General features: G+C 62.3%; 30 protein-coding genes. 19 read left to right on the forward strand and 11 right to left on the reverse strand.

What is annotated here, in order from left to right; translation table 11 throughout:
- Window positions 1-101: 101 nt before the first annotated feature.
- From AX729_RS21000 to AX729_RS21055, 12 genes are all read left to right on the forward strand, one after another.
- Entirely contained in the window at window positions 102-692 is a 591-nt protein-coding gene (locus tag AX729_RS21000; RefSeq protein ID WP_061026279.1) for a hypothetical protein, read from the forward strand.
- 23 nt (window positions 693-715) lie between these two features.
- On the forward strand, window positions 716-2,869 hold the full coding sequence (locus tag AX729_RS21005; RefSeq protein ID WP_061026280.1) for a beta strand repeat-containing protein: 2,154 nt from the start codon (window positions 716-718) through the stop codon (window positions 2,867-2,869).
- Window positions 2,870-2,881: 12 nt separating this feature from the next.
- On the forward strand, window positions 2,882-3,721 hold the full coding sequence (locus AX729_RS21010; protein WP_061026281.1) for an N-acetylmuramoyl-L-alanine amidase: 840 nt from the start codon (window positions 2,882-2,884) through the stop codon (window positions 3,719-3,721).
- A 56-nt stretch (window positions 3,722-3,777) separates the two neighbouring features.
- Complete coding sequence (locus AX729_RS21015; RefSeq protein WP_061026282.1) at window positions 3,778-3,981, forward strand: hypothetical protein; 204 nt, start codon at window positions 3,778-3,780, stop codon at window positions 3,979-3,981.
- Window positions 3,982-4,007: 26 nt separating this feature from the next.
- A complete protein-coding gene (locus tag AX729_RS21020) occupies window positions 4,008-4,241 on the forward strand; it encodes a hypothetical protein (protein ID WP_156457108.1) in 234 nt (77 codons plus the stop codon).
- Window positions 4,241-4,507 carry a hypothetical protein gene (locus tag AX729_RS21025; protein ID WP_061026284.1) on the forward strand — a complete coding sequence of 89 codons (267 nt, stop codon included), beginning with the start codon at window positions 4,241-4,243 and terminating at the stop codon, window positions 4,505-4,507. The genes AX729_RS21020 and AX729_RS21025 overlap by 1 nt, the downstream gene beginning before the upstream one ends.
- An 87-nt stretch (window positions 4,508-4,594) precedes the next feature.
- A complete protein-coding gene (locus tag AX729_RS21030) occupies window positions 4,595-4,915 on the forward strand; it encodes a hypothetical protein (protein WP_082770493.1) in 321 nt (106 codons plus the stop codon).
- An 11-nt stretch (window positions 4,916-4,926) separates the two neighbouring features.
- Window positions 4,927-5,274, forward strand: a complete 348-nt coding sequence (locus AX729_RS21035; RefSeq protein ID WP_061026286.1) for a septal ring lytic transglycosylase RlpA family protein — start codon at window positions 4,927-4,929, stop codon at window positions 5,272-5,274.
- A gap of 59 nt (window positions 5,275-5,333) precedes the next feature.
- A complete protein-coding gene (locus tag AX729_RS21040; RefSeq protein WP_156457109.1) occupies window positions 5,334-5,498 on the forward strand; it encodes a hypothetical protein in 165 nt (54 codons plus the stop codon).
- A gap of 20 nt (window positions 5,499-5,518) precedes the next feature.
- On the forward strand, window positions 5,519-5,857 hold the full coding sequence (locus AX729_RS21045; protein WP_156457145.1) for a hypothetical protein: 339 nt from the start codon (window positions 5,519-5,521) through the stop codon (window positions 5,855-5,857).
- 31 nt (window positions 5,858-5,888) lie between these two features.
- Entirely contained in the window at window positions 5,889-6,272 is a 384-nt protein-coding gene (locus tag AX729_RS21050; protein ID WP_061026289.1) for a hypothetical protein, read from the forward strand.
- A 61-nt stretch (window positions 6,273-6,333) separates the two neighbouring features.
- Window positions 6,334-8,895, forward strand: a complete 2,562-nt coding sequence (locus AX729_RS21055; protein WP_061026290.1) for a phage head spike fiber domain-containing protein — start codon at window positions 6,334-6,336, stop codon at window positions 8,893-8,895.
- 537 nt (window positions 8,896-9,432) lie between these two features.
- On the opposite strand, the gene AX729_RS21070 is transcribed toward AX729_RS21055, so the two are convergent.
- The 11 genes from AX729_RS21070 to AX729_RS21115 all read right to left on the reverse strand — a co-directional run bounded on the left by AX729_RS21070 (window position 9,433) and on the right by AX729_RS21115 (window position 12,732).
- Window positions 9,433-9,741, reverse strand: a complete 309-nt coding sequence (locus AX729_RS21070) for a hypothetical protein (protein ID WP_061026293.1) — start codon at window positions 9,739-9,741, stop codon at window positions 9,433-9,435.
- Window positions 9,742-9,767: 26 nt separating this feature from the next.
- Window positions 9,768-10,010, reverse strand: coding sequence for a hypothetical protein (locus AX729_RS21075; protein ID WP_061026294.1), 243 nt, complete (start codon window positions 10,008-10,010; stop codon window positions 9,768-9,770).
- Window positions 10,011-10,317: 307 nt separating this feature from the next.
- The gene (locus tag AX729_RS21080) at window positions 10,318-10,617 is read right to left on the reverse strand and encodes a hypothetical protein (RefSeq protein WP_061026295.1); all 300 of its coding nucleotides are present in this window, start codon (window positions 10,615-10,617) and stop codon (window positions 10,318-10,320) included.
- An 18-nt stretch (window positions 10,618-10,635) separates the two neighbouring features.
- Window positions 10,636-10,788, reverse strand: a complete 153-nt coding sequence (locus AX729_RS39805) for a hypothetical protein (RefSeq protein ID WP_156457110.1) — start codon at window positions 10,786-10,788, stop codon at window positions 10,636-10,638.
- 29 nt (window positions 10,789-10,817) lie between these two features.
- Entirely contained in the window at window positions 10,818-11,021 is a 204-nt protein-coding gene (locus AX729_RS21085) for a hypothetical protein (RefSeq protein ID WP_061026296.1), read from the reverse strand.
- Between the two features lie 16 nt (window positions 11,022-11,037).
- A complete protein-coding gene (locus AX729_RS39810) occupies window positions 11,038-11,262 on the reverse strand; it encodes a hypothetical protein (protein WP_156457111.1) in 225 nt (74 codons plus the stop codon).
- Window positions 11,255-11,488: a hypothetical protein gene (locus AX729_RS21090; protein ID WP_061026297.1), complete on the reverse strand. Its 234-nt coding sequence runs from the start codon at window positions 11,486-11,488 to the stop codon at window positions 11,255-11,257. The genes AX729_RS39810 and AX729_RS21090 overlap by 8 nt, the downstream gene beginning before the upstream one ends.
- A 52-nt stretch (window positions 11,489-11,540) precedes the next feature.
- Window positions 11,541-11,792, reverse strand: a complete 252-nt coding sequence (locus tag AX729_RS21095) for a hypothetical protein (protein WP_061026298.1) — start codon at window positions 11,790-11,792, stop codon at window positions 11,541-11,543.
- A gap of 244 nt (window positions 11,793-12,036) precedes the next feature.
- On the reverse strand, window positions 12,037-12,273 hold the full coding sequence (locus AX729_RS21105) for a hypothetical protein (protein ID WP_061026300.1): 237 nt from the start codon (window positions 12,271-12,273) through the stop codon (window positions 12,037-12,039).
- A 30-nt stretch (window positions 12,274-12,303) separates the two neighbouring features.
- A complete protein-coding gene (locus AX729_RS21110; protein ID WP_061026301.1) occupies window positions 12,304-12,504 on the reverse strand; it encodes a hypothetical protein in 201 nt (66 codons plus the stop codon).
- A gap of 3 nt (window positions 12,505-12,507) precedes the next feature.
- On the reverse strand, window positions 12,508-12,732 hold the full coding sequence (locus AX729_RS21115) for a hypothetical protein (RefSeq protein WP_061026302.1): 225 nt from the start codon (window positions 12,730-12,732) through the stop codon (window positions 12,508-12,510).
- 166 nt (window positions 12,733-12,898) lie between these two features.
- Between AX729_RS21115 and AX729_RS21120 the strand changes: the two genes are divergently transcribed.
- The 7 genes from AX729_RS21120 to AX729_RS21150 all read left to right on the forward strand — a co-directional run bounded on the left by AX729_RS21120 (window position 12,899) and on the right by AX729_RS21150 (window position 21,458).
- Window positions 12,899-13,672 carry a motility protein A gene (locus AX729_RS21120; RefSeq protein WP_061026495.1) on the forward strand — a complete coding sequence of 258 codons (774 nt, stop codon included), beginning with the start codon at window positions 12,899-12,901 and terminating at the stop codon, window positions 13,670-13,672.
- Window positions 13,673-13,695: 23 nt separating this feature from the next.
- Window positions 13,696-14,526, forward strand: a complete 831-nt coding sequence (locus AX729_RS21125) for an OmpA/MotB family protein (RefSeq protein WP_061026303.1) — start codon at window positions 13,696-13,698, stop codon at window positions 14,524-14,526.
- Between the two features lie 175 nt (window positions 14,527-14,701).
- Window positions 14,702-16,603: a potassium transporter Kup gene (locus AX729_RS21130; RefSeq protein ID WP_061026304.1), complete on the forward strand. Its 1,902-nt coding sequence runs from the start codon at window positions 14,702-14,704 to the stop codon at window positions 16,601-16,603.
- Window positions 16,604-16,741: 138 nt separating this feature from the next.
- On the forward strand, window positions 16,742-18,670 hold the full coding sequence (locus tag AX729_RS21135) for a potassium transporter Kup (protein WP_061026305.1): 1,929 nt from the start codon (window positions 16,742-16,744) through the stop codon (window positions 18,668-18,670).
- A 158-nt stretch (window positions 18,671-18,828) separates the two neighbouring features.
- Window positions 18,829-19,155, forward strand: coding sequence for a rhodanese-like domain-containing protein (locus tag AX729_RS21140; RefSeq protein ID WP_061026496.1), 327 nt, complete (start codon window positions 18,829-18,831; stop codon window positions 19,153-19,155).
- A gap of 8 nt (window positions 19,156-19,163) precedes the next feature.
- Window positions 19,164-20,342: an aminotransferase gene (locus AX729_RS21145; protein WP_061026306.1), complete on the forward strand. Its 1,179-nt coding sequence runs from the start codon at window positions 19,164-19,166 to the stop codon at window positions 20,340-20,342.
- 6 nt (window positions 20,343-20,348) lie between these two features.
- Window positions 20,349-21,458, forward strand: a complete 1,110-nt coding sequence (locus AX729_RS21150; RefSeq protein WP_061026307.1) for a polyamine ABC transporter substrate-binding protein — start codon at window positions 20,349-20,351, stop codon at window positions 21,456-21,458.
- Window positions 21,459-21,546: the final 88 nt, after the last annotated feature.

Genomic DNA, 21,546 nt, shown 5'->3' on the forward strand with positions numbered 1-21,546 from the left:
CGGTGCCGCTGCCGGGCCGGCGATCGACGGCGCCAGCTATATCGCGCTGACGCTAGGCTCCGGCGATATCCGCGGCTCTCAAATCAACTGAGGCTTTGCCGATGACGATGGCTCGTTACGACCTGACCGCGACCGATACACAGGGAAATGTGATCTCCGGGGCCTCTGTCGAGGTTAGGAGCGAAATTCCAGGGCAGCCGCTTGCGTCGCTCTACAGTGATCGCGATGGGACCACGCCAACGGGCAACCCGCTGACAACGGATTCGAACGGCGACGTCGGGTTCTATTGCATCGGTGGCTACTACAAGATTGAGGTCACGTCCGGGATCTACTCAAAAACGAGGCGCTACGTCGGAATTGGCTTGGCTCAGGGAAGCGACATTATCGTGTCAGGTCGCTCGGAGCGAGAAGTTACCGCTGCCGGCGACGTCACAGTGACAAACGACGATGCTGACGTGATCTTGATCAACAAGACCGTAGGGGCAGCGACGGCAGTTTCCATTCCGGACCCGGCGACCACGACCACGCCAGTGCGCATCGTTGATCGCAAATACGATGCTGCGACCAACAACATCACCATCACCTCTGCCGGCACATCGAAGACGATCATGGGCGGGACGTCCTACGTGATCGATTCCAACGGTGGTTCGATCACCTTGACGCCGCTTTCAGACGGAACCGGCTGGGTTTGATCCTCTCTCGACACGGAAAGAACATGATGAAGCTTCTCGGCACCATAGCGCTTGCGCTCGCTCTATCGTGCGCGCCGGCGCTCGCGCAGGTAAGTCCTGGCACATCGCCGCTCTCTGGCGCCAAGGGCGGCACGAACAATTCGTTCATGCAGTTCACCGGGCCAGCGAGCTCGATGAAGACCTACACGCTGCCGAACGCCACCGACACCATTGCGACGCTCGCGGCCATCCAGACCTTCTCGGCTGCCAAGACGTTCAATAGTTCGACGCTGTTGCTGGCCGGGTCATCGTCGGGGTCCACCACGCTGAACGCAAGCGCTGCCGCGTCCGGAACGCTGACGCTTCCGGCGGCCACCGATACGCTGGTCGGCAGGGCGACGACCGACACATTGACGAACAAGACGTTGACCAGCCCGGTCATCAATAGCCCGACGATGACGACCCCGTCGCTTGGCGTGGCAACGGCCACGTCCATCAATAAGGTTGCCATTACGGCTCCGGCGACCTCGGCGACCCTGACCATTCCCGACGGTGTCACGCTGACTGGTCCGGCTGCGTCCGGTACGGCGATGACGCTCGGCAATGCCGAGACCGTCACGGGCGCGAAGTCGTTCAACGACGCGACGGTCATCCTGAAGGGATCGACGTCTGGAACGACGACGCTCAAATCCGGGGCGGCGGCCGGGACCAGCGTCATCACGTTGCCGATCGCGACAGATACGCTAGTCGGCAAGGCGACCACCGACACGTTCACAAACAAGACGTTCGACACGGCGGGAACGGGAAACTCGCTGTCGATCGCAGGGGTTGCCGTGACAGCCAACAACGGCACTGGCGCAGTCGCGCGCACGACGTCACCGGTGTTCGTGACCCCGACGCTCGGCGCGGCGACGGCGACCAGCATCAATGGGAATACGCTCACGGCCGGCAGCTATACCCTGACAGGTGGCGCCGGAAAGACGCTAACCTTCAGCAACTCCCTGACTCTGGCCGGAATCGATGCGACCACGTTGACCTTTCAAGGTACGGATACCTATGTCGGTCGCGCGACTACGGACACGCTGACAAACAAAACATTCGACACGGCCGGAACTGGCAACAGCTTCAGCATCAACGGCTTGGCGGCTACGGCAAACACCGGAACTGGCGCGGTTGTGCGCGCCTCGTCGCCGACGCTCGTGACGCCAGCGCTTGGTACGCCATCGTCAGCCACGTTGACGAACGCCACCGGGTTGCCGATCTCAACAGGCGTATCTGGCCTTGGGTCCGGGGTGGCGACAGCACTGGCGACGCCGTCCTCTGCAAACCTCGCTACCGCGGTCACGGACGAAACCGGAAGCGGCGCCCTTGTGTTTGGGACCAATGCGACGCTGGCGGCCCCGACGATCAGCGGCGTTGCGAATTTCTCTGGCGCTCGCAAGGATTCGACGCAATCGGCGCCGGCGCAGATCACGTCCAACCAGAACGACTACAACCCGTCATCGGTCATTTGCGCGACAAGTTCCACGCTGCTCATCAATTCGGATGCCGCGCGCGACATCACCGGCTTTGCTGGTGGCGTGGCGGGATGCGACCTGTTTCTGTTCAACAACGGATCCTTCAGCATCACCTTGAAAGACGGTAGCGCGTCGTCGACGGCTGCAAATCGCCTCGATCTCGGCGCTGATTTCGTCCTGGGATCGAAGGCTGCGGCGCATCTCAAATATGACGGCACCGCCTCGCGCTGGCGCAACACAACGGGCTCCGGCACCGGCGGTGGCGGTTCTGGCACCGTGACCCAGGTGGTTTGCGGCACAAACCTCGCCGGGGGCACGATCACGACATCTGGTCAGTGCGACCTAGATCAAACGGCATGGACGACATTTTCGCCAAGCGCGTCATGCAGCGGCGGCACCTTCACGGTTAACTCAGCGAGATACAAAAACTGGGGCAAGGTCGTGTTTTGGACGATGGATGTCACCATCTCCAGCGGCTCTTGCTCGGCTGGCAATATGACATTCACGATGCCTTTGACTGCATTGAATGGCGCCGGTGGCGGCGGCTTTGAGTATGTCACGCAGGGCGTGGCCGTTCCTTGCTGGATCACGGCGTCGAGCGCGACGATGACGTGTCGCAACTCTGCTCCATTCGCCTCGACTTCGCGCTTCAACATCTCTGGCCTCTACGAGCGGAATTAGGAGATTGCCAATATGACCGCCATTTCCTTCATCGGGAAGTGCTTTCCCACGGCCAAAGAGTTCCTCGACTATCTCGACACCATCCAGTTCAAGGCCTGGACGCCGCGCTTCGTCACCATGCACCACACCGGCGGTCCGTCGCTGGCGACATGGAAGACCTACGCGCACGGCAACCGCAAGGTGCCGATCAGCGATGCGCAGTGGATGAAGAACCTCGCGGCCTACTACGGCAACGAGCTCGGCTGGAGCGCAGGACCGCACTTCTTTTTCACGCCTGACAATTTCTGCGTTCTGTCGCTTCCGGAAAAGCGGGGCGTGCACGCAGTTTCATTCAATGCCAATTCGTGGGGCGTGGAGTGCGTCGGCGACTTCGACAGCGAGCCGTTCACGCCGGACTTGGCGAACCGCTATGCGGAAGGCTTGGCCTGCCTGCACGTCGCGCTCGGCATCAATCCAGATCCCTTCGTGTTCAACGTGCGCGGCCTGCATTTCCATCGGGACGACCCTAAGACCACCAAGACCTGTCCGGGCCGCAAGGTCGACAAGGCGGTGATGGCCGGACTCGTCAAGGCCAAGATGCTGGAGCTGACCGGAGCGGCTGCGCACGATGACGACGAGCCGCCGCCGCATGTGTCGCCTGCAAACCGCAAAGGGAAGGTCAATGTTCCGCCGGGCGACTTCCTGAGTGTCCGCGACGAGCCGAGCGCGAAATCGCCTGAGACGCGGCGGCTGCAACCTGGCGAAGCGATCGAGATCATCGGCGACGCCATGAACGGGGCGACGCGCTGGTACAAGATCGCCAGCCCTGACGGCGGCGACTTTGTCGCTGCGCGCTATGTCACGCTGATCTAGCGCATTTTCTGGACCGCGCGCGGGCGGCTTCCCGCGCATTCAACTGGAGACGAGACGTGAACACCAACCTGATCCACAACATTCTCAACATCCTCATGATCGTGGTCGCTGGCCTTGCGGGCTTCGATTTCGTTGGGCTTGGGCTTGACCCGATCCTCGCCGGCAAGATCGTTGCTGGCCTCGGTACGGCGAAGATGATCATCAACGTCATCCGCGACGGTTTCTCTGGCCTCACGAAACAGCAGCCGCCGGTCCAGTGATCTCGGCAACCTGGTGGACCTTCTTCGTGGCAGCGGTGAAGTCGCTGCCACTAGTCCTCGGTCTGATCCAGCAGATCAAGTCGTCGGCTGACGCCAAGGCAAATCAGGGCATTGGCTACGATCGAGCCGTCTCCGACGGTATCAAGACGGCCACCGCGCAAATCGCGCAGGCTGATGCCGCGGTCGCTGAAGCGAAGGCTAGGCAGGCGGAACATCCAGACAGCGACGATGGTCGCGACATTTCATTCCGGAGAGACTGATGCTGCGAGTGCTCGCCGCTGCCACCCTTGTGCTGATCCCGGCTGCGGCGGCGGGAACAACGGTATGCCGGCCGACCTTCAATGACATGTTTGAGTTTGAATGCCGTGAAAAGGAGGGTGTGAAGAATTCCGCCTCCTTCTGCGAGGTGATGAACCGGCAGGGCGGTCCGATCATGTGGTCTCGAAATGACACCAGTGAGACCAAGAACCGGGCCGATCTCGTGAATGCCGTCGGAAAGCGTCTCTGCGGCTGGGGCAAAAAGTAAACCAGGCGGGACGCCGCGTTGGTTGCAACAGCGCGGCGCCCCTAACCGCAACGATGGCGCTAACCACCGAGACGGCTAGGAAAGAGAATGACGGTAAAGGGTGAAGAATTAATGCATCCGCACGAGGTCAAGGAAATCGTCGCTGAAGTGCTCGCTGAACAGAAGCGACTGCACAATAGCGAGGTCGACGAGGTGGTTCTGAAGACCATCGCGACCATCCTGACGTCGTTCGGTATTGAGGAGGAGGATCGCATCGAGTTGCGCGCCGACTTCATCCATCTCCGGAAGTGGCGCAAGAGCGTCGAGCAGGCGCAGACGATGACGTTCAAGATCGTTGTGACCGCAATAATCAGCGGCGTTGTCGGAGCTTTCTGGCTCGGATTCAAGACCCTAATGGGAAAAACGTAAGAAAGCATCACATGATTCTCCGCCTACTCACGGCGGCGCTGGTTATCGCCAGCGTCGCAACGCCGGCCCGTGCCGAAACCTGCATTGCCTCTCAGTACGGCGTCGGAGACGGCTACCACGGGCGCCGCACGGCCTCCGGGGCGATCTTCAACACATACGCCAGCAACCCATTCACCGTGGCGCACAAGACCCATCGGTTCGGGACCGTGCTGCGGATCACCAATCTGGGCAATGGGCGCGCTATTTCCGCCGTCGTGACGGATCGGGGCCCGTTCGTGAAAGGCCGCTGTGTGGACCTCGGACGGGCAGGGGCGAACGCTCTGGGAATGGACGGCACTGCGCGGGTCTCGGTCGAGTGAGGGGTCATGGGGCCGACCTTCTCATCACCGCGGCGGCCTTCCGCGGCGAGCTCCAAAAGATGCTGCTCGCGCTCGGGATCGTGCTTCTGATCTTGATCGTGATCTGGGTGCTGGAGGAGTGGCGCATGCGCAAGATCGGCGCGGCGGTCGGCTGGGTCACCTTTTCGTGCATCGGGGCATTCTGCTTCTTCGCAGCGTCTCTCATCGCAGTGGGGCTTTTATGAAAGTGCAGGCTCTCGGAATCATGCTCGGCGTCGGCGCCGCACTGCTGATCGGCAACGTGAAGGCTCGCGACGTCGACGGCCGCTATGCGAACTCGCCGCTGAAAGGCTGGTTCGACAACCTGAAGTCAAAGGGCGGCGCGCCGTGCTGCTCCGATGCCGACGGCAGCGCCGTTTCCGACGTCGATTGGGAAGCCAAGGGCGGGCGCTATCGCGTCCGCATCGATGGCCGCTGGTACGACGTGCCGGAGGAAGCCCTGATCACCGAGCCAAACCGCGCAGGCCGCACCATGGTGTGGCCGGTGACCTATCAGGACGGCAGCATTCACATCCGCTGCTTTATGCCAGGCAGCATGACCTGAAATCGTATTTCAAGAACCGGAGGACTTCAAAATGCTTCGCAAGGCAATGATCGCGCTCGCCTTTGTTCTCGGATTCGCAGTCGCGCCGGCATCGGCCGCGAGCCTGATGAAGGTGACAGAATATTTCGAGATGCACGGGTTCAGCGGCTTCGCGCCTCAAGCTGCCAAAATTGTTCCTGATGTGAGCCAGACGCCGGTCGATTTCACATCAGGGGCGGCGCAATCCGCGACATTCAATGCCAACACCAAGATTTTGCGGATCACTTGTAGCCTTCGATGCGCGATCAAGGCTGAGACCGGATCGTCGACCGTTGCAACCACGGACATGATCATTGAGGCCGGGTCGCCGGAATACTTCACCGCGCCGATCACGGCCACATCAACCTACAAAATCTCCGTCATAGCTGCGCCGTAGCTCGTCGCGCCAATTTTCCAACAGTCAATTTTTGTGATCGCCTCGACGTAGGGCTCATAGCATGATCTTCCGACGCATCCTCGCGGGTATTCTCGCCTTCGTCATTGCCGCTGCGGCTCCGATCCAGAGCGCGCAGGCGTTTGGGCTTGGCGATCTCGGAGCGCGCGGCGGGGTCGGGTCGCTCGGGGCCTCTGGCGTCGTCAGTTCAGGCGTCAAGTTCGTCGACAACCTCAAGCCTGCGACGACCACGAAGATGCGCGCCGGCTTCCAGGCCATGCTGGCCGGCACGCGCAACATGGTCGTTGCTGTCATGGGCGACAGCACGGAGCGCAGTGTCGACGAGACGGCGTCTCCATATGGCTCGCAATATCCGCTCTCGATCGCCGAACAGCTTGCGATCTTGTTCCGATCGGACGGCATCGCTTCCGGCGCGAACAATTGGTACGGCATCAGCGGGACGAATTTCGCAGACGACTTCATGCCGCGGGATAGTCGGCTGGCCGCGACGGGGTCGGCGACCGCATTCGTTACGGCCGTGCCGGTCCAGGGCGGTTCTGAACTGGAGTTCCCGACTGCTGCCGGCACGTTCTCGTTCACGCCCCAGCAGCCAGTCAGCAGTTGCCAGATCTACTATCAGGACAGCTCGGCCGGCCGGCAATTCTCATGGGATGTCGACGGCGGCTCTGCGACCACGATCACCACGGCCGGTCTCAATACGATCGCCAGCGCCACGATTTCGCTGGGGTCGGTCGGGACGCATACGATCCGGCTGTCATGGGTAGCCGCCTTCGTCCGCATCTACGGCATCGACTGTCAGGACGCGACCCGCAAGGAAGTGACGATCCGCCAGTGGGCGATCTCCGGCGGCACCACATCCAACATGATCGAAAATACCGGGACGCCTTCCAGCGGGCGCCTGCGTCAACTCGATCTCAATCGGCCGGATGTCGTCGCCGGTGATTACGGCATCGTCAACAGCTGGCGTCTGAACCGGTCCGTTGCCAACGTCGTCCTCGACCTGACGACGTTGTTCGATGCGATCAAGGCGGCCGGCGCCGATTTCATCTTCGTCGAGCCGCCGTTCGATAGCAGTTCAACCGGCAACGCCGCCAACCAGCAGCAGTATGTTGACGCCGCGGCGGCGCTAGCGATCGCCAAGGGCGGCATTGTCTTCCGCACCAGGCAGGCGCTCGTCAGCAAGACGATCTCGGATTCCTACGGCTACACGGTGCAGGCAGACGCGGTGCATTACCGCATCTATGGCGAGTCCTTCCGCGCCGCGCTGATGAAACCCATGTTCCGCTACGGCATGGGCCTGACCCCGTTCCCGGACTGGATCGTCGACACGGCCGGCACCACCTTTGATTTTGCCAACGGTCGCATGTATGCCGGCGGCGCGCAGGACACGCTCGCCAACGACAGCCAGAACCATCTCGTCACGTCGCGCAGCCAGAGCAACATCCACCCGTATTCGGGGAGCCTGCTCGCCGGCGTGAATTGGGGGCAGGTTGGTCTTGGGGCGAGCTCGACTGGCATTGTCGGGCCCGACGGCGCGGCGACGGCGTTCAAGATCGTCGAGGACAGCAGCCTTGGCCGGCACCTCCTGTTCGGAAACGGCGCCGGGGCCGCGACGCTGCCGATCCCTGCCGACACCGTCGTCACTATCAGTTGCACGCTCAAGGCAGCCGAGCGCGGCTTTGCTATCCTCAGCGGGCTCGACAATACCGCGGCCAACGGCTTCTTCGCCAGCGTCAACCTGACGACCGGTGCGGTCGCCACGACCGGCTCTGGCTTATCCGGCGCCGCTGGAACCGGAACATACGTCTACGCGACGTCGGTCGATCGCGGCAACGGCTGGTGGACGTTCTCGGCGACAGGCAAGCTCAACGCCGGCGCCACCGCGCTTTATCCGGCGCTCGACCTCTCCAACACCCTCGGCGCCAACAGCTACCAGGGCGTAGCCGGCAACGGCATCTATGCCTCGTCCTGCAACGCCGTCGTCAACCAGACCGGGCTGATCCCGACCGCCTCGGTTGGGCTGGAAACCACGGCGCAGCCGTCCTCGGCGCTGTTCGGCACGAGCTGGACCCAGCTTCCGCTCACTGGCTCCAACGCGCTGACGCTTTCGGGTGGCGTTCTCACCAACGCCGCGGCAAGCGGCCAGCAGGCCGGATATCTCACGGCCAACCAGAACGCCGGGCAGAACGTCAGTCGCATCGGCGCGACGTGGAAGTTCACCAATGTCGGTGCGGGCAGCAACGGCGCGGCCACGGTCGTCGTCTGGAAGACCCAGCCGATATCGACGGGCTCGCCTCCTGATGCCGGCGTGCATCTTGCGATCGGCCGCTCGGGCTGGATCTTCGGCAAGATCCTCGGGGGCAACCCGGTAACGACCATCGCCAGCGGGTCGTTCTCACCAGCTCTGTCCTACGGCGTGCCGCTCACGGTCGACGTCAGCATCAGCGGCAGCTCGGCAACAGTGAGCCTGCCTGATGGCACGACACAGGTCGTCACGGATTCGGATATCGCGGCCGCCGCCGGCCCCTGGGCCACGATCGAGGCATTCCAGAACGATGCCGCGGCGGACGACAGGACGGGGTTCTACAAGGCTTGGCTGAATTAGTGTCTCAGGGACAACGCTGAACCCCTAGCGCGGCGTCAATCATGGAGGTGTAACCCGCCCTCCACGCGCGGCCCGACATCCAGTCGGCCTTTTCTCCACCGCAATCCACCGCCTCCATCATCCCAGACGTTGGTTCGCGCATAGCCTTAATAGCTGCATGGGCCATAGCCCTATACATTCCTGCCATCCGTTGCCCGGGCGCCTTAAGGCAGGACTCCCAATTGCTGCCACCGTGCTCTGCAATGGCTTCTGCGACGCGCTCTAGCATTTCTGTCATGTCATGCCTCGTTTGTGGCCTAATCCTAACTAGCAGGTCTGGGCTCCAATCTGACGTCACTTCAGCGCTCCTTGCCCAGGAACGATTACGTGCGGATGTTCTGCGGGCCTAGCGGGTCGCTCCACTTCAGATGGTTGCGAGCGTAGACGATCCACAAGGCAATGTTCATGGGTAGCAAGCCCCATGCTCCGACGACGAATATCCAAACCAGCCAAAGGAGCTGGTTTCCGAGCCCGATTAGCCACGCCTTCGGGTGCTTGTTACCCGCCAAAAGAGTCATCCAAATTGTGATGACCGACAGAAGCCACGGCAGGTAATTCCTGATCGCGTCCGACATCCGATTTCTCCTTCATCATCTCGGCGCCATGTTGCAGACCCTCAAGGTAGGCTGACGCGATCACCTGCCAGAGCTGAAGACGTTGCATGTTCCGTGCTGCGCTCGGGCCGCACAGATGCCACGCATCGGCCCATTGCTTCTCTGTCAGCCCCATACGCGAGAAGCTTCCCATCGGGACGACAGGAATCTCCGGGCCGAAGTGCATGAAATGGGGCTGTTTGGTGCGGCTCATTGCTCCCTGCTCACCACCGCAGAACCCTAGTCGTAGCTCGCTGACATATCTTCGTCGAGCGCTTCGGCCGGCGACATGCCGTCCTCAAAAAACGAGTACCAGCATTCGGCGCCGGTGATCTGCCAGAGCGATCCACGCCCATAGGGCGCCTCTCGCTTGACGTGCTCTGCATCGAGATCAACCATAAACTTCTCGAACGCATCGCGCGTTTCCGGCTTGAGCTTGGCCAGAAGGTCGAGGTCGGCGGGAAATCTCTCGTTCGGCTGCATTGTTGTCTCCTGGGTGTGATGATGTTCGGTCAAGTGCGGTTGCGTCTTCGCTTTAGGCGTCGGTCCTGAATCCAGATTGTTAAAAAGATGGGGCCGAAAAACAGAGCCCCTATCGCCAAACAGGCCAACCCTATCGCGTCGCTTATCGTCCAAATGAACATGGTTTCCTCGTTGTTAACGGTTAGGACGGCCTAGCTGGCGTAGCGGCCCACACGCCATAAAGCGTGCCGATCAAGAAGCCGGCGGCTAAGCCGTAAAACAGCGTCTTCCACGGGCCAATGAACAGCAGAAAATCGGTCATGGTCGCTCACTCTCCATTCGACAATGAGGATAGGCGCCGCGACCACGCCTCCTGTGTGAACGCGACGTCAAATTCCGCGTCTGGCAGGCTTGGATCGACGGCTGTCAACGTTCCGTTGAGCGTGATTGGCCCCTTGCTGACGATCGTGCCGCCGGTCTCGACGGTGACGCGAGCGCAGATGTGGTCCCAGAGCTTCTGCGACAGGAAGAAACCGTATGGAACGCGCTTGCGATCCATCATCACGGCCGACATTTCGGCGAGCGTGAAACGCTTTTGAGGCTCGGCGATTGTGTTTGTGGTGCTCATGCTGGGCTCCGGTGGTGGCTACTGATCATCAGGGATCTTGGTTTCGGCCAGATCAGTGAAAAGCTGAGCCAGCAACCTATCCCACTGTGCTTTGTAGTCTGGATTTTCACGCAGCAGCTTTTCATGGAGGCTTAGCGCTTTAGCGTGAGCCTTCTTGTCGAGTTTAGCCATCGCGTTCCCCTTGCCGCAGCGTGTGACCCCTACCGTCGTGGCGTTGGGATCGGGTAGGCAGTGACCTTGATGGGCATATTTCCTTGCCCGGTCCCGCTCTGTGCATTCTCCCACCACTCATCGACAAGCCGCTCCAGGACGACGCACGCAAGGCGGTCCTGCTCCGCGAAAGTAATCGGCGTGTCGAAGTCGATCTCGACCGCATAGGTTCGCTTGAAAACATCGTCATTCATCGTCTCTCTCCCCGCCTCACCGAGTAACCCCTGGCCGTATGGTCAGCGCATCCAGCCCCGCCATCGTCTCATCGTGGCCGGGCAGGTGATGAACCGGCGTGCGTATCTGATGCCCGAAGCACTCGGGATTCCAGGCGGCTCCGCAGGTGATGTATTCAAATGCCACGTTCATGGTCGGGCCGCCGCAATATGGGCATTGCCCGTCTTCTTCCATCGCAGGCACATACTTATGGTCAATCATGCTGTCCTCCGTTTGTGGCACCCGCTACCAGCGGGCCGCGCCGCTCTCCCAGGCTATAGGCGTCCTCCAGGTCGGCGCTGATGTCGTCTACCAGTGGATGGTTTTTGGAACATCCGGCGCCGTAGGCGATGCGCTCTGCGATCGTCCTGAATGGCTCGACGTTATTCTCGGCGTCGAAGGCGTGGACGGCATCCCATGCCGGGGTTGATGTGATCTTGTTGCCCATCGGTTATACTATCCTCGCGATTTGAGTATAACTGGGGTGCTCAGTGACCTCGTCAGTGCGCGGCGGTGTCCGGCCAGCGCCAATAGAATTGCGAGGCCGCTTCCGGAATGACCTTAGTGTCAACGACAGCGTTCCAGATGCGCTCAACGTCCTCGCGCGGGAACCTCTCGGCGGCCTTCTTAATGCGATCGTGGCTAGCCATCCCGGCGCGCCACCAGCGCCCATCATCCGAATAGCTGTAGGTCAGGTCGTGGTCCTGACACGCCTTTTCGAAGTCTTCCAAGCTATTGATTTCGTCGGCCATCACTTCTCCTCCGGCGGGACCGTGGCGAACGCGTCAACCGTGCCGCAGCGCAGGCATCGGAGTGGTTCGCTAGGCTGCTGCGCTATCTCCACATTCTCCAGCGCCATCATGATCGTGGCGTAGCGGCAGTCTGGCGCGTGCCAAATCAGCTCCGGAGATTTTGTGTTGCAGGTGCATGAACCCGCGGCCGCTGAAACCAGGAGCTTCTTGGCTGCTTCTAATGGGGACGGGAGTGGCGGCGTCATTAGAATAGCTCCGGGAATTGAGTTCGGACCCATCCAAGACCGACGTTCGGTTCGCGCTTCTCCTGAAGCTCCTTGTCCACCACCATCCACGCCTCTACGCCGCCGTCGGCGCAAATCTCGTCGGGGTCGATGCCGCGCCGCCCGCATTCCTCTCGGGCTTCGATTTCGCGTTCCTGTTCTGGCGTCATTTCGTTGTGTCCTATGTCAATCAGGTAGTCGCCGTAGGTAATTCCCATGGGGGTTCCTCAGTGATCACATCGCAAAGACTAGTCGTCGCTGTCGGCCTGAGCCTCGGCCCAATCGGCTAGCATTTCGGCCATGCCAACCGCCGTCTTGATGTCCCGGTCGTCTCCGGCATCTTCGACCATGGTGACAAGCTCTGTGGCGATCTCCATGAGCGCGTTAAACGGGAGGCCGGCGATTGCCTCGGCAAAGTCGGATCTATCCTGCATCACCTTCACGGGCATCTCTCAGCCTCCCAACCGCGCGAGAGACTTCTTGAGCATGTGCGGGAGCGTCTGGCGTGGATCGCAGGCCCAGCCGGGCGTCCGGTAGTCCTGAAGGTTCTCCATCTGCTCGACCACGGTCGAGAGGGTGAGGCCGGTCCGGGTATCGGCGCCGACTGCCTCGCGCTTGAGGATCAGAGCGGCTCGGGTGTCGGCGAAGTTAGGCAGTCCGGTTTTTTCCTCAATCATTTCAATTTGGCCTTCTGTGAGAGTTAGGCAGTGTAACGATTTGTTAATGCACAATTTTCCGGTAACGCGGCTTTAAGGGCGGGCCTCTAGGGTTTCCGATGCGGTTCGGGGTTGGGCCGCACCAGCGGCCAGGACGGCCGTTGTCGCGTACGCGTTGGAGTCGATGATGGATATCGCAACACTTGTCGGCCTTGCCGCGGGCGCCGTTGTTGTTTCGACGCTGATCTTGATGGGCGGCAGCTTCGGGATGTTCTACGACATCCACGCCGTGATCGTCATCTTCGGCGGTTCCTTCGCCGCAACGATGATCCGCTTTCCATTGTCGGCGATGATCCATGGCGTTCCGCTGGGCGCAAAATTTGCCTTCACCCTGAGCCGCCTTTCGGCCCACGACCTCGTCGACGAACTCGCCCGTATCGCCGAGATCGCCCGCAAGCAGGGCCCGGTCGGGCTGGAAAAGGTCGAGACCGACGAGCCGTTCCTTGCCAAGGGCATCCGCTACGTCGCCGACGGCTACGACCTCGACTTCATTCGCGACAATCTGGAGCGCGACCGCGACAACTTCCTGATGCATCTCGACGAAGGCAGCAAGATCTATCGCGCCGTCGGCGACTGCGCCCCGGCCTTCGGCATGATCGGCACGCTGCTCGGCATGGTGCAGATGTTCTCCAACATGTCGGATCCTTCCAAGCTCGGTCCGTTCATGGCCACCGCGCTGCTGGCGACGCTGTATGGCGCCGTCGTCGCCAACCTGATCTGCTTGCCGATTGCCGACAAGCTGCATGGCAAGCTGCTCGACGAAGAAACCAACCGTACCTTGATCATCGACGGCATCCTAATGATCCGCGACTCCAAGAGCCCGACGCTCGTGCGCGAAATGCTGCTGGCCTATCTGCCGGAGAAGCATCGTCATACCGAGGGAGAGCCGGTTCCGGCCTAAGGCCGCCCGCCGGGATTTGAGAGATGGCCAAGAAGAAGCGCGGCGATGCTCACGGCGGCGGTCATGGCTGGTTTGTGACCTTCGCCGACCTGATGGCGCTGCTGCTGGCGTTTTTCGTGATGCTTGTCGCGTTCTCCACGCAGGACGCCAACAAGCTGAAGATCGTCGCGGGATCGATGCGCGAGGCGTTCGGCGTTCAGAGCGAAGCGCGCTACTCCGGCATCGTCGAATCCGACGGTCTGCCGACACGCCCGCGGCTCAAGAACGTCGATCACATCCAGCCCGAGGATGCCTCCAACACGCCGACCCCGGACCAGGAAGACCGCGACAAGACGTCCGGCGCGAAGATCAAGGTCGATCGCAACTTTGCGCTGGCCGCGGCCTCGCTGCGCCAGGCGTTGCAGGACATGCCGGAACTGACCGAGATGTCCAAGCACATCATGTTCGAGGAGACCAAGCAGGGCCTCAACCTGGAGATCGTCGACCAGGACGGCCGCTCGATGTTCGCCGACGGCTCCAAGGTGCCTTATGACCGTACCCGGCGACTGGTCGAGAAACTGGCGATCCCGCTGAAGGCCACGCCGCTACGCGTGTCCATCGCCGGCCACACCGCGGCAGGATTTGTGCCGACCCGCAGCGATTACGGCGCCTTCGATCTGTCGGCCGACCGCGCCAATGCGGTGCGCCAGATCCTCGAACGCGAGGGCCTGCCGCCGTCGCATATTTTCGCCGTCTCGGGCAAGGCGGACACCCAGCCGCTGTTCCCGGACGATCCCTCGCTTGCGGCCAACCGGCGGGTGACCATCACCCTGATGCGCGAAGATCCGCCGCTCCCGCCGAACTTGAAGCCCTAAAGGGCTCTTGCGCTACCATCCTACCTGAGGCATGTGGTCACGCTAGCGACGAACGTTGCCGCGCCGTCACAGCAACTGCCTTGGGTCCTGTTATGGTGGTGTGCCGATTGACAGTCTTCGCGGAAGAGTCAAAAGGCGCCGGATCAATTCCAGGGACGAAGCGTTTTTCACCCCCATGACGGCGAGCACCTCATCGACCGAGACCCACGACGGGCAACCGGTCACCTCAGGTTTTTGGGCCCTCACGCTTGGGAGCATCGGCGTCGTCTTCGGCGATATCGGCACCTCGCCCCTCTATGCATTCCACGAGGCGGTCAAGGGCGCAGCTCATGGCGAGCCAGTCTCGCGGGTCATCGTGCTGGGCGTGCTCTCGCTGATCCTGTGGGCGCTGCTGATCGTCGTCACCGCCAAATACGTCCTCTTGCTGCTGCGCGCCGATAATAACGGCGAGGGCGGCACGCTCTCGCTGATGGCCCTCGGCCAGCGCGCGCTCGGGCGGCGAAGCTGGGTCTTGCTCGCGCTCGGTGTGGTCGGCGCCTCCATGTTCATCGGCGATTCCATGATCACGCCGGCGATCTCGGTGCTGTCGGCGGTTCAGGGCCTGAAGCTCGTAACCCCGGCGTTCGAGCATTACGTCGTGCCGCTCACCGTCCTGATCCTGGCGCTGCTGTTCGCGGTCCAGAGCAAGGGGACCGCCCTGGTGGCTTCGGCGTTCGGGCCGGTGATGGTGATCTGGTTCGCCGTCATCGGCGTGATGGGAGCCGTCCACATCGCCGACGACCCCTCCGTGCTGGCGGCAATTAATCCCTATTACGCAGTTCAGTTCATGCTGTCGCACGGCATGATCGGCCTGGTCACGCTCGGCGCCGTCTTCCTAGCGGTGACCGGAGGCGAGGCGCTTTATGCCGATCTCGGCCATTTCGGCCGCAAGCCGATCCAGTCGGCCTGGATGTTCTTCGTGCTGCCCGCGCTCCTGATCAACTATTTCGGGCAGGGTGCGCTGGTGCTGTCCGATCCGAGCGCGATCGAGCATTCTTTCTATCGCATGGTGCCCGAAAGCCTGGTGCTGCCACTGGTCGGGCTTGCGACCGCGGCGACCGTGATCGCGAGCCAGGCGGTGATCACCGGCGCCTATTCGCTGGTCTATCAGGCGGTGCAGCTCGGCCTCCTGCCGCGCTTCGAGGTGCGCTACACGTCCGAAACCCATGCCGGCCAGATCTATCTTCCCCGCGTGAATCGTCTGCTGCTGATCGGCGTGATGCTGCTGGTGCTGCTGTTCCACACCCCCAGCAATCTGGCCTCGGCCTACGGCATCGCGGTCTCCACCACCATGGTCGTCGATGGCATCATGGGATTCGTCGTGATCTGGAAGCTGTGGAACTGGCGTGCGGCGACGGCCGCGGCCGTGATCGTGCCCTTCGTCATCGTCGATTTGAGCTTCTTCAGCGCCAATCTCCTGAAGCTGCTCGAGGGCGCGTGGGTGCCGCTGCTGTTCGGCGTTGCCATGGCGGGGACGATCTGGACCTGGCGGAAAGGCTCGGCAATCCTGATCCAGAAGACGCGCCGGATCGAGGTGCCGCTGGACGACCTGATCCGAAGCCTGGAAAAGCGCCCGCCGCACGTCGTCAAGGGCACCGCGGTATTCCTGACCAGCGATCCCGCGTTCGTGCCGACCGCGCTGCTGCACAACCTCAAGCACAACAAGGTGCTGCACGAGCACAACGTGATCCTGACGATCGAGACCGCGCAGACGCCGCGGGTCGATCTGTCCGAGCGGTTCCGCATGGAGAAGATCAGCGACAAGTTCTCCAAGGTTCGTCTGCGCTTCGGCTATATGGAGCAGCCGAACGTGCCAAAGGCGCTCGCCATCGCGCGCAAGCAGGGCTGGCAGTTCGACATCATGTCGACGTCGTTCTTCGTGTCGCGGAGATCGCTGAAGGCCTCGGCGCAGTCGGGCATGCCGCTGTGGCAGGACCATTTGTTCATCGCGCTGAGCCGGTCGGCCAACGATGCCACCGACTATTTCCAAATTCCCACAGGGCGGGTGGTTGAAGTCGGAACCCAGGTCACTATTTGAACGAGCTACCTATTCATGCAAAATTAGCATGGCTAGGGCCCGAATTCGGGCTAGGCTATGACTGCAGCGCAGGACTATAAGCCCCGCGCTCTTCCGCCGTTGTGCCGTGAAGCATCGTAGAGGCCATAGGGCTCTTCCATGACCAGTGACGTAGCAGTTCCCGCCCCGGAGACGGCGGCGGCCAACGGGCGTGGCGAGGCCCATACCACGGCCGGTTTCGGTGCGCTGACGCTCGGCAGCATCGGTGTCGTCTATGGCGATATCGGCACCAGCCCGCTCTACGCGTTCCGCGAGGCGGTGACGGCGGCTTCCGGGCACGATGGCCTGCCGACGGCTGCGGCCGTGCTCGGCGTGCTCTCCCTGATCCTGTGGGCGCTCATCATCGTGGTGACGCTCAAATACGTCGTGATCCTGCTTCGCGCGGACAACAATGGCGAAGGCGGCACGCTGGCGCTGATGGCGCTCGCCCAGCGGGCGGTCGGCACCGGCGGGTCCGCCATCGTGCTGCTCGGCATCATTTCCGGAGCCCTGTTCTACGGCGATGCCGTGATCACGCCGGCCCTCTCGGTGCTGTCGGCGATCGAGGGCATGAAGGACGTCACTCTGAGGTTCGAGCCTTACATCGTTCCGCTGACCGTCGTGATCCTAGTCTGTCTGTTCGCCGTGCAATCCCGCGGCACGGCGCGGGTCGCGGCCTTTTTCGGCCCGATCATGTGCGTGTGGTTCGCGGTCATCGCGGCGGCGGCGATCCATCCGATCGTCCAGCAGCCGCAGGTTCTGCTCGCACTGAACCCGATCTATGCCGTGTCCTTCATGCTGAACCATGGCGTCATCGGCTTCGTGACATTGGGGGCCGTTTTCCTGGCCGTCACCGGCGCCGAGGCGCTCTATGCCGACCTCGGCCATTTCGGCAAGCGTCCGATCCAGTTCGCCTGGCTGTCGATCGTGCTGCCCTCGCTGGCACTGAATTATCTGGGGCAGGGGGCGCTCGTCCTCAGCGATCCCGGTGCGATCGTGAGCCCGTTCTTCCAGCTCTTCCCGCAAGGCATTCTCCGCGGCAGCATGGTCGTGCTGGCCACGGCCGCAACCGTCATCGCGAGCCAGGCCGTCATTACCGGCGCCTATTCGCTGACGCGACAGGCGATTCAGCTCGGTCTGCTGCCGCGCTTCGAAATTCGCCATACGTCCGAAGCCCATTCCGGCCAGATCTTCATCCCGCGCATCAACCAGCTGCTGCTGGTCGCGGTGGTGCTGCTGGTGCTCATGTTCCGCTCCTCCAGTGCGCTGGCGTCGGCCTACGGTATCTCGGTCACCGGCACCATGGTGGTCACGGCCATGATGGGCTTTGTCGTGATCTGGAAGGTCTGGCGGTGGTCGCCATTCGCCGCCGCCGCTCTCATTGCGCCGTTCCTGTTCCTCGATCTGACCTTCCTCTCCGCCAACCTGCTCAAGGTGTTCGAGGGCGGCTGGGTCCCGCTGGCACTCGGCGCACTCATGATCATCCTGATGTACACGTGGCGGCGCGGCAGCCGCCTGCTGTTCGAGAAGTCGCGCAAGCTCGAGTTCCCGCTCGCGGATCTCGTAGCGATGCTGGAGAAGCGGCCGCCGCAGCGGGTGCCGGGCACCGCCGTGTTCCTGACCTCGGACCCGCTCAGCGCGCCGACCGCGCTGATGCATAGTCTGAAGCACTACAAGGTGCTGCACGAGAAGAACGTCATTCTCACCATCGAGACCGCGCAGACCCCGCGGATCGATCTGGCCGACCGCGTGCGGCTGGAGCAGATCTCACCGACCTTCTCCAAGGTGACGCTGAAATTCGGCTTCATGGAATCGCCCAACGTGCCGAAGGCGCTGGCGATCGCCCGCAAGCTGGGCTGGCAGTTCGACATCATGTCGACCTCGTTCTTCCTGTCGCGCCGGACGCTGAAACCCGCCGCCCATTCCGGCATGCCGCGCTGGCAGGACCGGCTGTTCATCTCGCTCAGCCGCTCCGCCAACGACGCCACCGACTATTTCCAGATCCCGTCCGGCCGCGTGGTCGAGGTCGGCACCCAGGTGACCATCTAGGCCCGGGATTCGAAGCGCACTTCAAGTCGCTGCGATTTAGCTTTAACTTGCGCCGCACGGCTCAAGCCTTTGTAGCGCTTGATTTTCACTGGCCGAGAGGCGAGGTTGCCCGCCGGCCGGGGGCGCTCCGGCGCCAGGCTCGGATGTTGGAGGATGATGTGGCAAACCAGGTACAGGATCTGACCCCGGACGAGGTCGCCAAGGGTGTCGCGGAAGGGCGATACCTGCTCGTCGACGTCCGCGAGCCGAACGAGGTTCAGGCCGAAGCCTATCCCTACGGCGTCGTGGTGCCGCTCTCGACTTTCGATCCCAAGGCGATCCCCGACCCCGCCGGCAAGCAGGTCGTGTTCGCCTGTCGCTCGGGCAAGCGCTCGGTGACAGCCTCGCTCGCGGCGCAGGCGGCGGGCCTGCCTTACGACAAGCACCTGGCCGGCGGCATGCTCGGCTGGAAGGCGGCGGGACTTCCCAGCAAGGTCGGTGGCTGATCGGCCCGATGTCCAAAAGCTCGTCCCTGAACAGGATCTTCGCCGACCTTCCCGTCACGATCTTCGAGGCGATGTCGCAGGCCGCCCGCGACAACAATGCCATCAATCTCGGCCAGGGCTTTCCCGACGATCCAGGCCCCGAGGACATCCGCCGCGCCGCGGCCGAGGCCTCGCTGAACGGCTACAACCAGTACCCCTCAATGATGGGTCTGCCGGAACTGCGTCAGGCGATCGCGACCCATTACGGCCACTGGCACGGTCTCAAGCTCGATCCGATGAGCGAGGTGATGGTGACCTCCGGCGGCACCGAGGCGCTGACCTCGGCGATCCTCGCGGTGGTCCAGCCCGGTGACGAGGTGGTCTGCTTCCAGCCGGTCTATGATTCCTACTTGCCGATCATCCGCCAGGCCGGCGGCATTCCGCGCCTGGTCCGGCTCGAGCCGCCACATTGGCGGCTGAATGAGGACATGCTGAAAAGCGTCTTCAATTCAAAGACCAAGGCGGTGCTGTTCAACAATCCCTTGAATCCCTCCGCGGTGGTCTATCCGCGCGAGGATCTCGAGCTGCTGGCGCGCTACTGCCAGGAGTTCGACGTCATCGCGATCTGCGACGAGGTCTGGGAGCACGTCACTTTCGACGAGCACAAGCACATCCCGCTGATCACCATCCCCGGCATGCGCGAGCGCACGATCAAGGTCGGCTCGGCCGGCAAGATCTTTTCGCTCACCGGCTGGAAGATCGGCTTCGTCTGCGCCGCGCCGCCGCTGCTGCGCGTGGCCGCCAAGGTGCACCAGTTCCTGACCTTCACCACCGCGCCGAACCTGCAGGCCGCCGTCGCCTACGGCCTCGGCAAGCCGGACGACTACTTCCTGTCGATGCGCAAGGATCTGACGCGGAGCAGGGACCGCCTGACCAAGGGGCTCGAGAGCCTTGGTTTCCCCGTGCTGAAGTCGCAAGGCACCTACTTCCTCACCGTCGACCTGTCGCCGCTCGGGCTCAACGAGAGCGACACCGAATTCTGCTGGCGGATCGTGAAGGATTACAAGGTGGCGGCGATCCCGGTCTCGGCATTCTACGAGCAGGACCCGGTGACGTCAGTGGTGCGCTTCTGCTTCGCCAAGAAGGACGAGACGCTCGACACCGCGCTGGAGCGGCTGTCGGACGCCGTGCGTGGACGCAAGAGGTAGATAGAGATGACGACGATCGGCCGCTCGGGATTCCGCCTTGGTCTCGCCGCCGCAGCGCTGACGTTCTGGACCGCGTCAGCGACCGCCGAGGAGCGGGTCGTCAACTTCTACAACTGGTCCAACTACATGGCGCCTGATGTCCTCGAGGCCTTCACCAAGGAGACCGGCATCAGGGTGGTCTACGACACCTTCGACGCCAACGAGACGCTGGAGACGCGCCTGATGGCCGGCAAGTCCGGCTATGACGTCGTGGTGCCCACGGCCTACTTCCTGCAGCGCCAGATCAAGGCCAACATCTTCCAGAAGCTCGACAAGTCGAAGCTGCCGAACCTCGCCAACGCCTGGCCGATGGTGACCAAGCATCTTGCGACCTACGATCCCGGCAATGTCTACGCCGCCAACTACATGTGGGGCACGACGGGCATCGGCTACAACGTCGCCAAGGTGAAGCAGATCCTGGGGCCTGACGCCAGGATCGACAGCTGGGACATCGTCTTCAAGCCGGAGAACCTGGCGAAGTTCAAGGACTGCGGCGTGCACATGCTCGACTCCGCCGACGACATCTTTCCGGCGGCGCTGAGCTGGCTCGGGCTCGATCCGAACTCGACCAAGCAGGCCGATCTCGAGAAGGCCGCCGAGGTCGTCGCCAAGGTTCGCCCGTCCGTGCGCAAGTTTCATTCGTCCGAATATCTGAGCGCGCTCGCCACCGGCGAGATCTGCTTCGTGGTCGGCTGGTCCGGCGACATCATGCAGGCCCGGGCCCGCGCGGCGGAGGCCAAAAGCGGCATTGAGATCGGTTACGCCATTCCGAAGGAAGGCGCGCAGATGTTCTTCGACAATCTGGCGATCCCTGCGGACGCCAAGAATGTCAAGGAAGCCTACGAGCTGATCAACTATCTCTACCGGCCCGATGTCGCCGCCAAGAACTCGGACTTCCTGTCCTACGCGAGCGGCAACCTTGCCAGCCAGAAGCTGGTCGATCCGAGAATCCTGAACGACAAGAACATCTATCCGGACGAGGCGACGCTCGCAAAGCTGTTCGTCATCACCGCGCGCGAGCCGGCGACCCAGCGGATCATCAACCGGCTCTGGATCAGGGTGAAGACGGGGCGGTAGGCGTTCCGGAAACGCCTCCTGCAATTCATTTTCGCAAAACAACCCCATGCAAAGTGGAGCCGCCTCCGAGCGCAGCATTGCCGGAGCA

The organism is Bradyrhizobium sp. CCH5-F6 (genome assembly GCF_001556045.1).
Taxonomy (GTDB): Bacteria; Pseudomonadota; Alphaproteobacteria; order Rhizobiales; family Xanthobacteraceae; genus Bradyrhizobium.

Excerpts from the sequence above, each read along its gene's own strand:
- AX729_RS21105 (WP_061026300.1), bottom strand. The coding sequence starts at position 12,273 with ATGGGAATTACCTACGGCGACTACCTGATTGACATAGGACACAACGAA.
- AX729_RS21025 (WP_061026284.1), top strand. The coding sequence starts at position 4,241 with ATGCTGCGAGTGCTCGCCGCTGCCACCCTTGTGCTGATCCCGGCTGCG.
- AX729_RS21045 (WP_156457145.1), top strand. The coding sequence starts at position 5,519 with ATGCTCGGCGTCGGCGCCGCACTGCTGATCGGCAACGTGAAGGCTCGC.
- AX729_RS21070 (WP_061026293.1), bottom strand. The coding sequence starts at position 9,741 with ATGAGCCGCACCAAACAGCCCCATTTCATGCACTTCGGCCCGGAGATT.
- AX729_RS21035 (WP_061026286.1), top strand. The coding sequence starts at position 4,927 with ATGATTCTCCGCCTACTCACGGCGGCGCTGGTTATCGCCAGCGTCGCA.
- AX729_RS21075 (WP_061026294.1), bottom strand. The coding sequence starts at position 10,010 with ATGCAGCCGAACGAGAGATTTCCCGCCGACCTCGACCTTCTGGCCAAG.
- AX729_RS21120 (WP_061026495.1), top strand. The coding sequence starts at position 12,899 with ATGGATATCGCAACACTTGTCGGCCTTGCCGCGGGCGCCGTTGTTGTT.
- AX729_RS21150 (WP_061026307.1), top strand. The coding sequence starts at position 20,349 with ATGACGACGATCGGCCGCTCGGGATTCCGCCTTGGTCTCGCCGCCGCA.
- AX729_RS21115 (WP_061026302.1), bottom strand. The coding sequence starts at position 12,732 with ATGATTGAGGAAAAAACCGGACTGCCTAACTTCGCCGACACCCGAGCC.
- AX729_RS21085 (WP_061026296.1), bottom strand. The coding sequence starts at position 11,021 with ATGAATGACGATGTTTTCAAGCGAACCTATGCGGTCGAGATCGACTTC.
- AX729_RS39805 (WP_156457110.1), bottom strand. The coding sequence starts at position 10,788 with ATGGCTAAACTCGACAAGAAGGCTCACGCTAAAGCGCTAAGCCTCCAT.
- AX729_RS39810 (WP_156457111.1), bottom strand. The coding sequence starts at position 11,262 with ATGATTGACCATAAGTATGTGCCTGCGATGGAAGAAGACGGGCAATGC.
- AX729_RS21080 (WP_061026295.1), bottom strand. The coding sequence starts at position 10,617 with ATGAGCACCACAAACACAATCGCCGAGCCTCAAAAGCGTTTCACGCTC.
- AX729_RS21125 (WP_061026303.1), top strand. The coding sequence starts at position 13,696 with ATGGCCAAGAAGAAGCGCGGCGATGCTCACGGCGGCGGTCATGGCTGG.
- AX729_RS21090 (WP_061026297.1), bottom strand. The coding sequence starts at position 11,488 with ATGGGCAACAAGATCACATCAACCCCGGCATGGGATGCCGTCCACGCC.
- AX729_RS21005 (WP_061026280.1), top strand. The coding sequence starts at position 716 with ATGATGAAGCTTCTCGGCACCATAGCGCTTGCGCTCGCTCTATCGTGC.
- AX729_RS21135 (WP_061026305.1), top strand. The coding sequence starts at position 16,742 with ATGACCAGTGACGTAGCAGTTCCCGCCCCGGAGACGGCGGCGGCCAAC.
- AX729_RS21030 (WP_082770493.1), top strand. The coding sequence starts at position 4,595 with ATGACGGTAAAGGGTGAAGAATTAATGCATCCGCACGAGGTCAAGGAA.
- AX729_RS21055 (WP_061026290.1), top strand. The coding sequence starts at position 6,334 with ATGATCTTCCGACGCATCCTCGCGGGTATTCTCGCCTTCGTCATTGCC.
- AX729_RS21050 (WP_061026289.1), top strand. The coding sequence starts at position 5,889 with ATGCTTCGCAAGGCAATGATCGCGCTCGCCTTTGTTCTCGGATTCGCA.
- AX729_RS21040 (WP_156457109.1), top strand. The coding sequence starts at position 5,334 with ATGCTGCTCGCGCTCGGGATCGTGCTTCTGATCTTGATCGTGATCTGG.
- AX729_RS21095 (WP_061026298.1), bottom strand. The coding sequence starts at position 11,792 with ATGGCCGACGAAATCAATAGCTTGGAAGACTTCGAAAAGGCGTGTCAG.
- AX729_RS21145 (WP_061026306.1), top strand. The coding sequence starts at position 19,164 with ATGTCCAAAAGCTCGTCCCTGAACAGGATCTTCGCCGACCTTCCCGTC.
- AX729_RS21010 (WP_061026281.1), top strand. The coding sequence starts at position 2,882 with ATGACCGCCATTTCCTTCATCGGGAAGTGCTTTCCCACGGCCAAAGAG.
- AX729_RS21130 (WP_061026304.1), top strand. The coding sequence starts at position 14,702 with ATGACGGCGAGCACCTCATCGACCGAGACCCACGACGGGCAACCGGTC.
- AX729_RS21110 (WP_061026301.1), bottom strand. The coding sequence starts at position 12,504 with ATGCCCGTGAAGGTGATGCAGGATAGATCCGACTTTGCCGAGGCAATC.
- AX729_RS21000 (WP_061026279.1), top strand. The coding sequence starts at position 102 with ATGACGATGGCTCGTTACGACCTGACCGCGACCGATACACAGGGAAAT.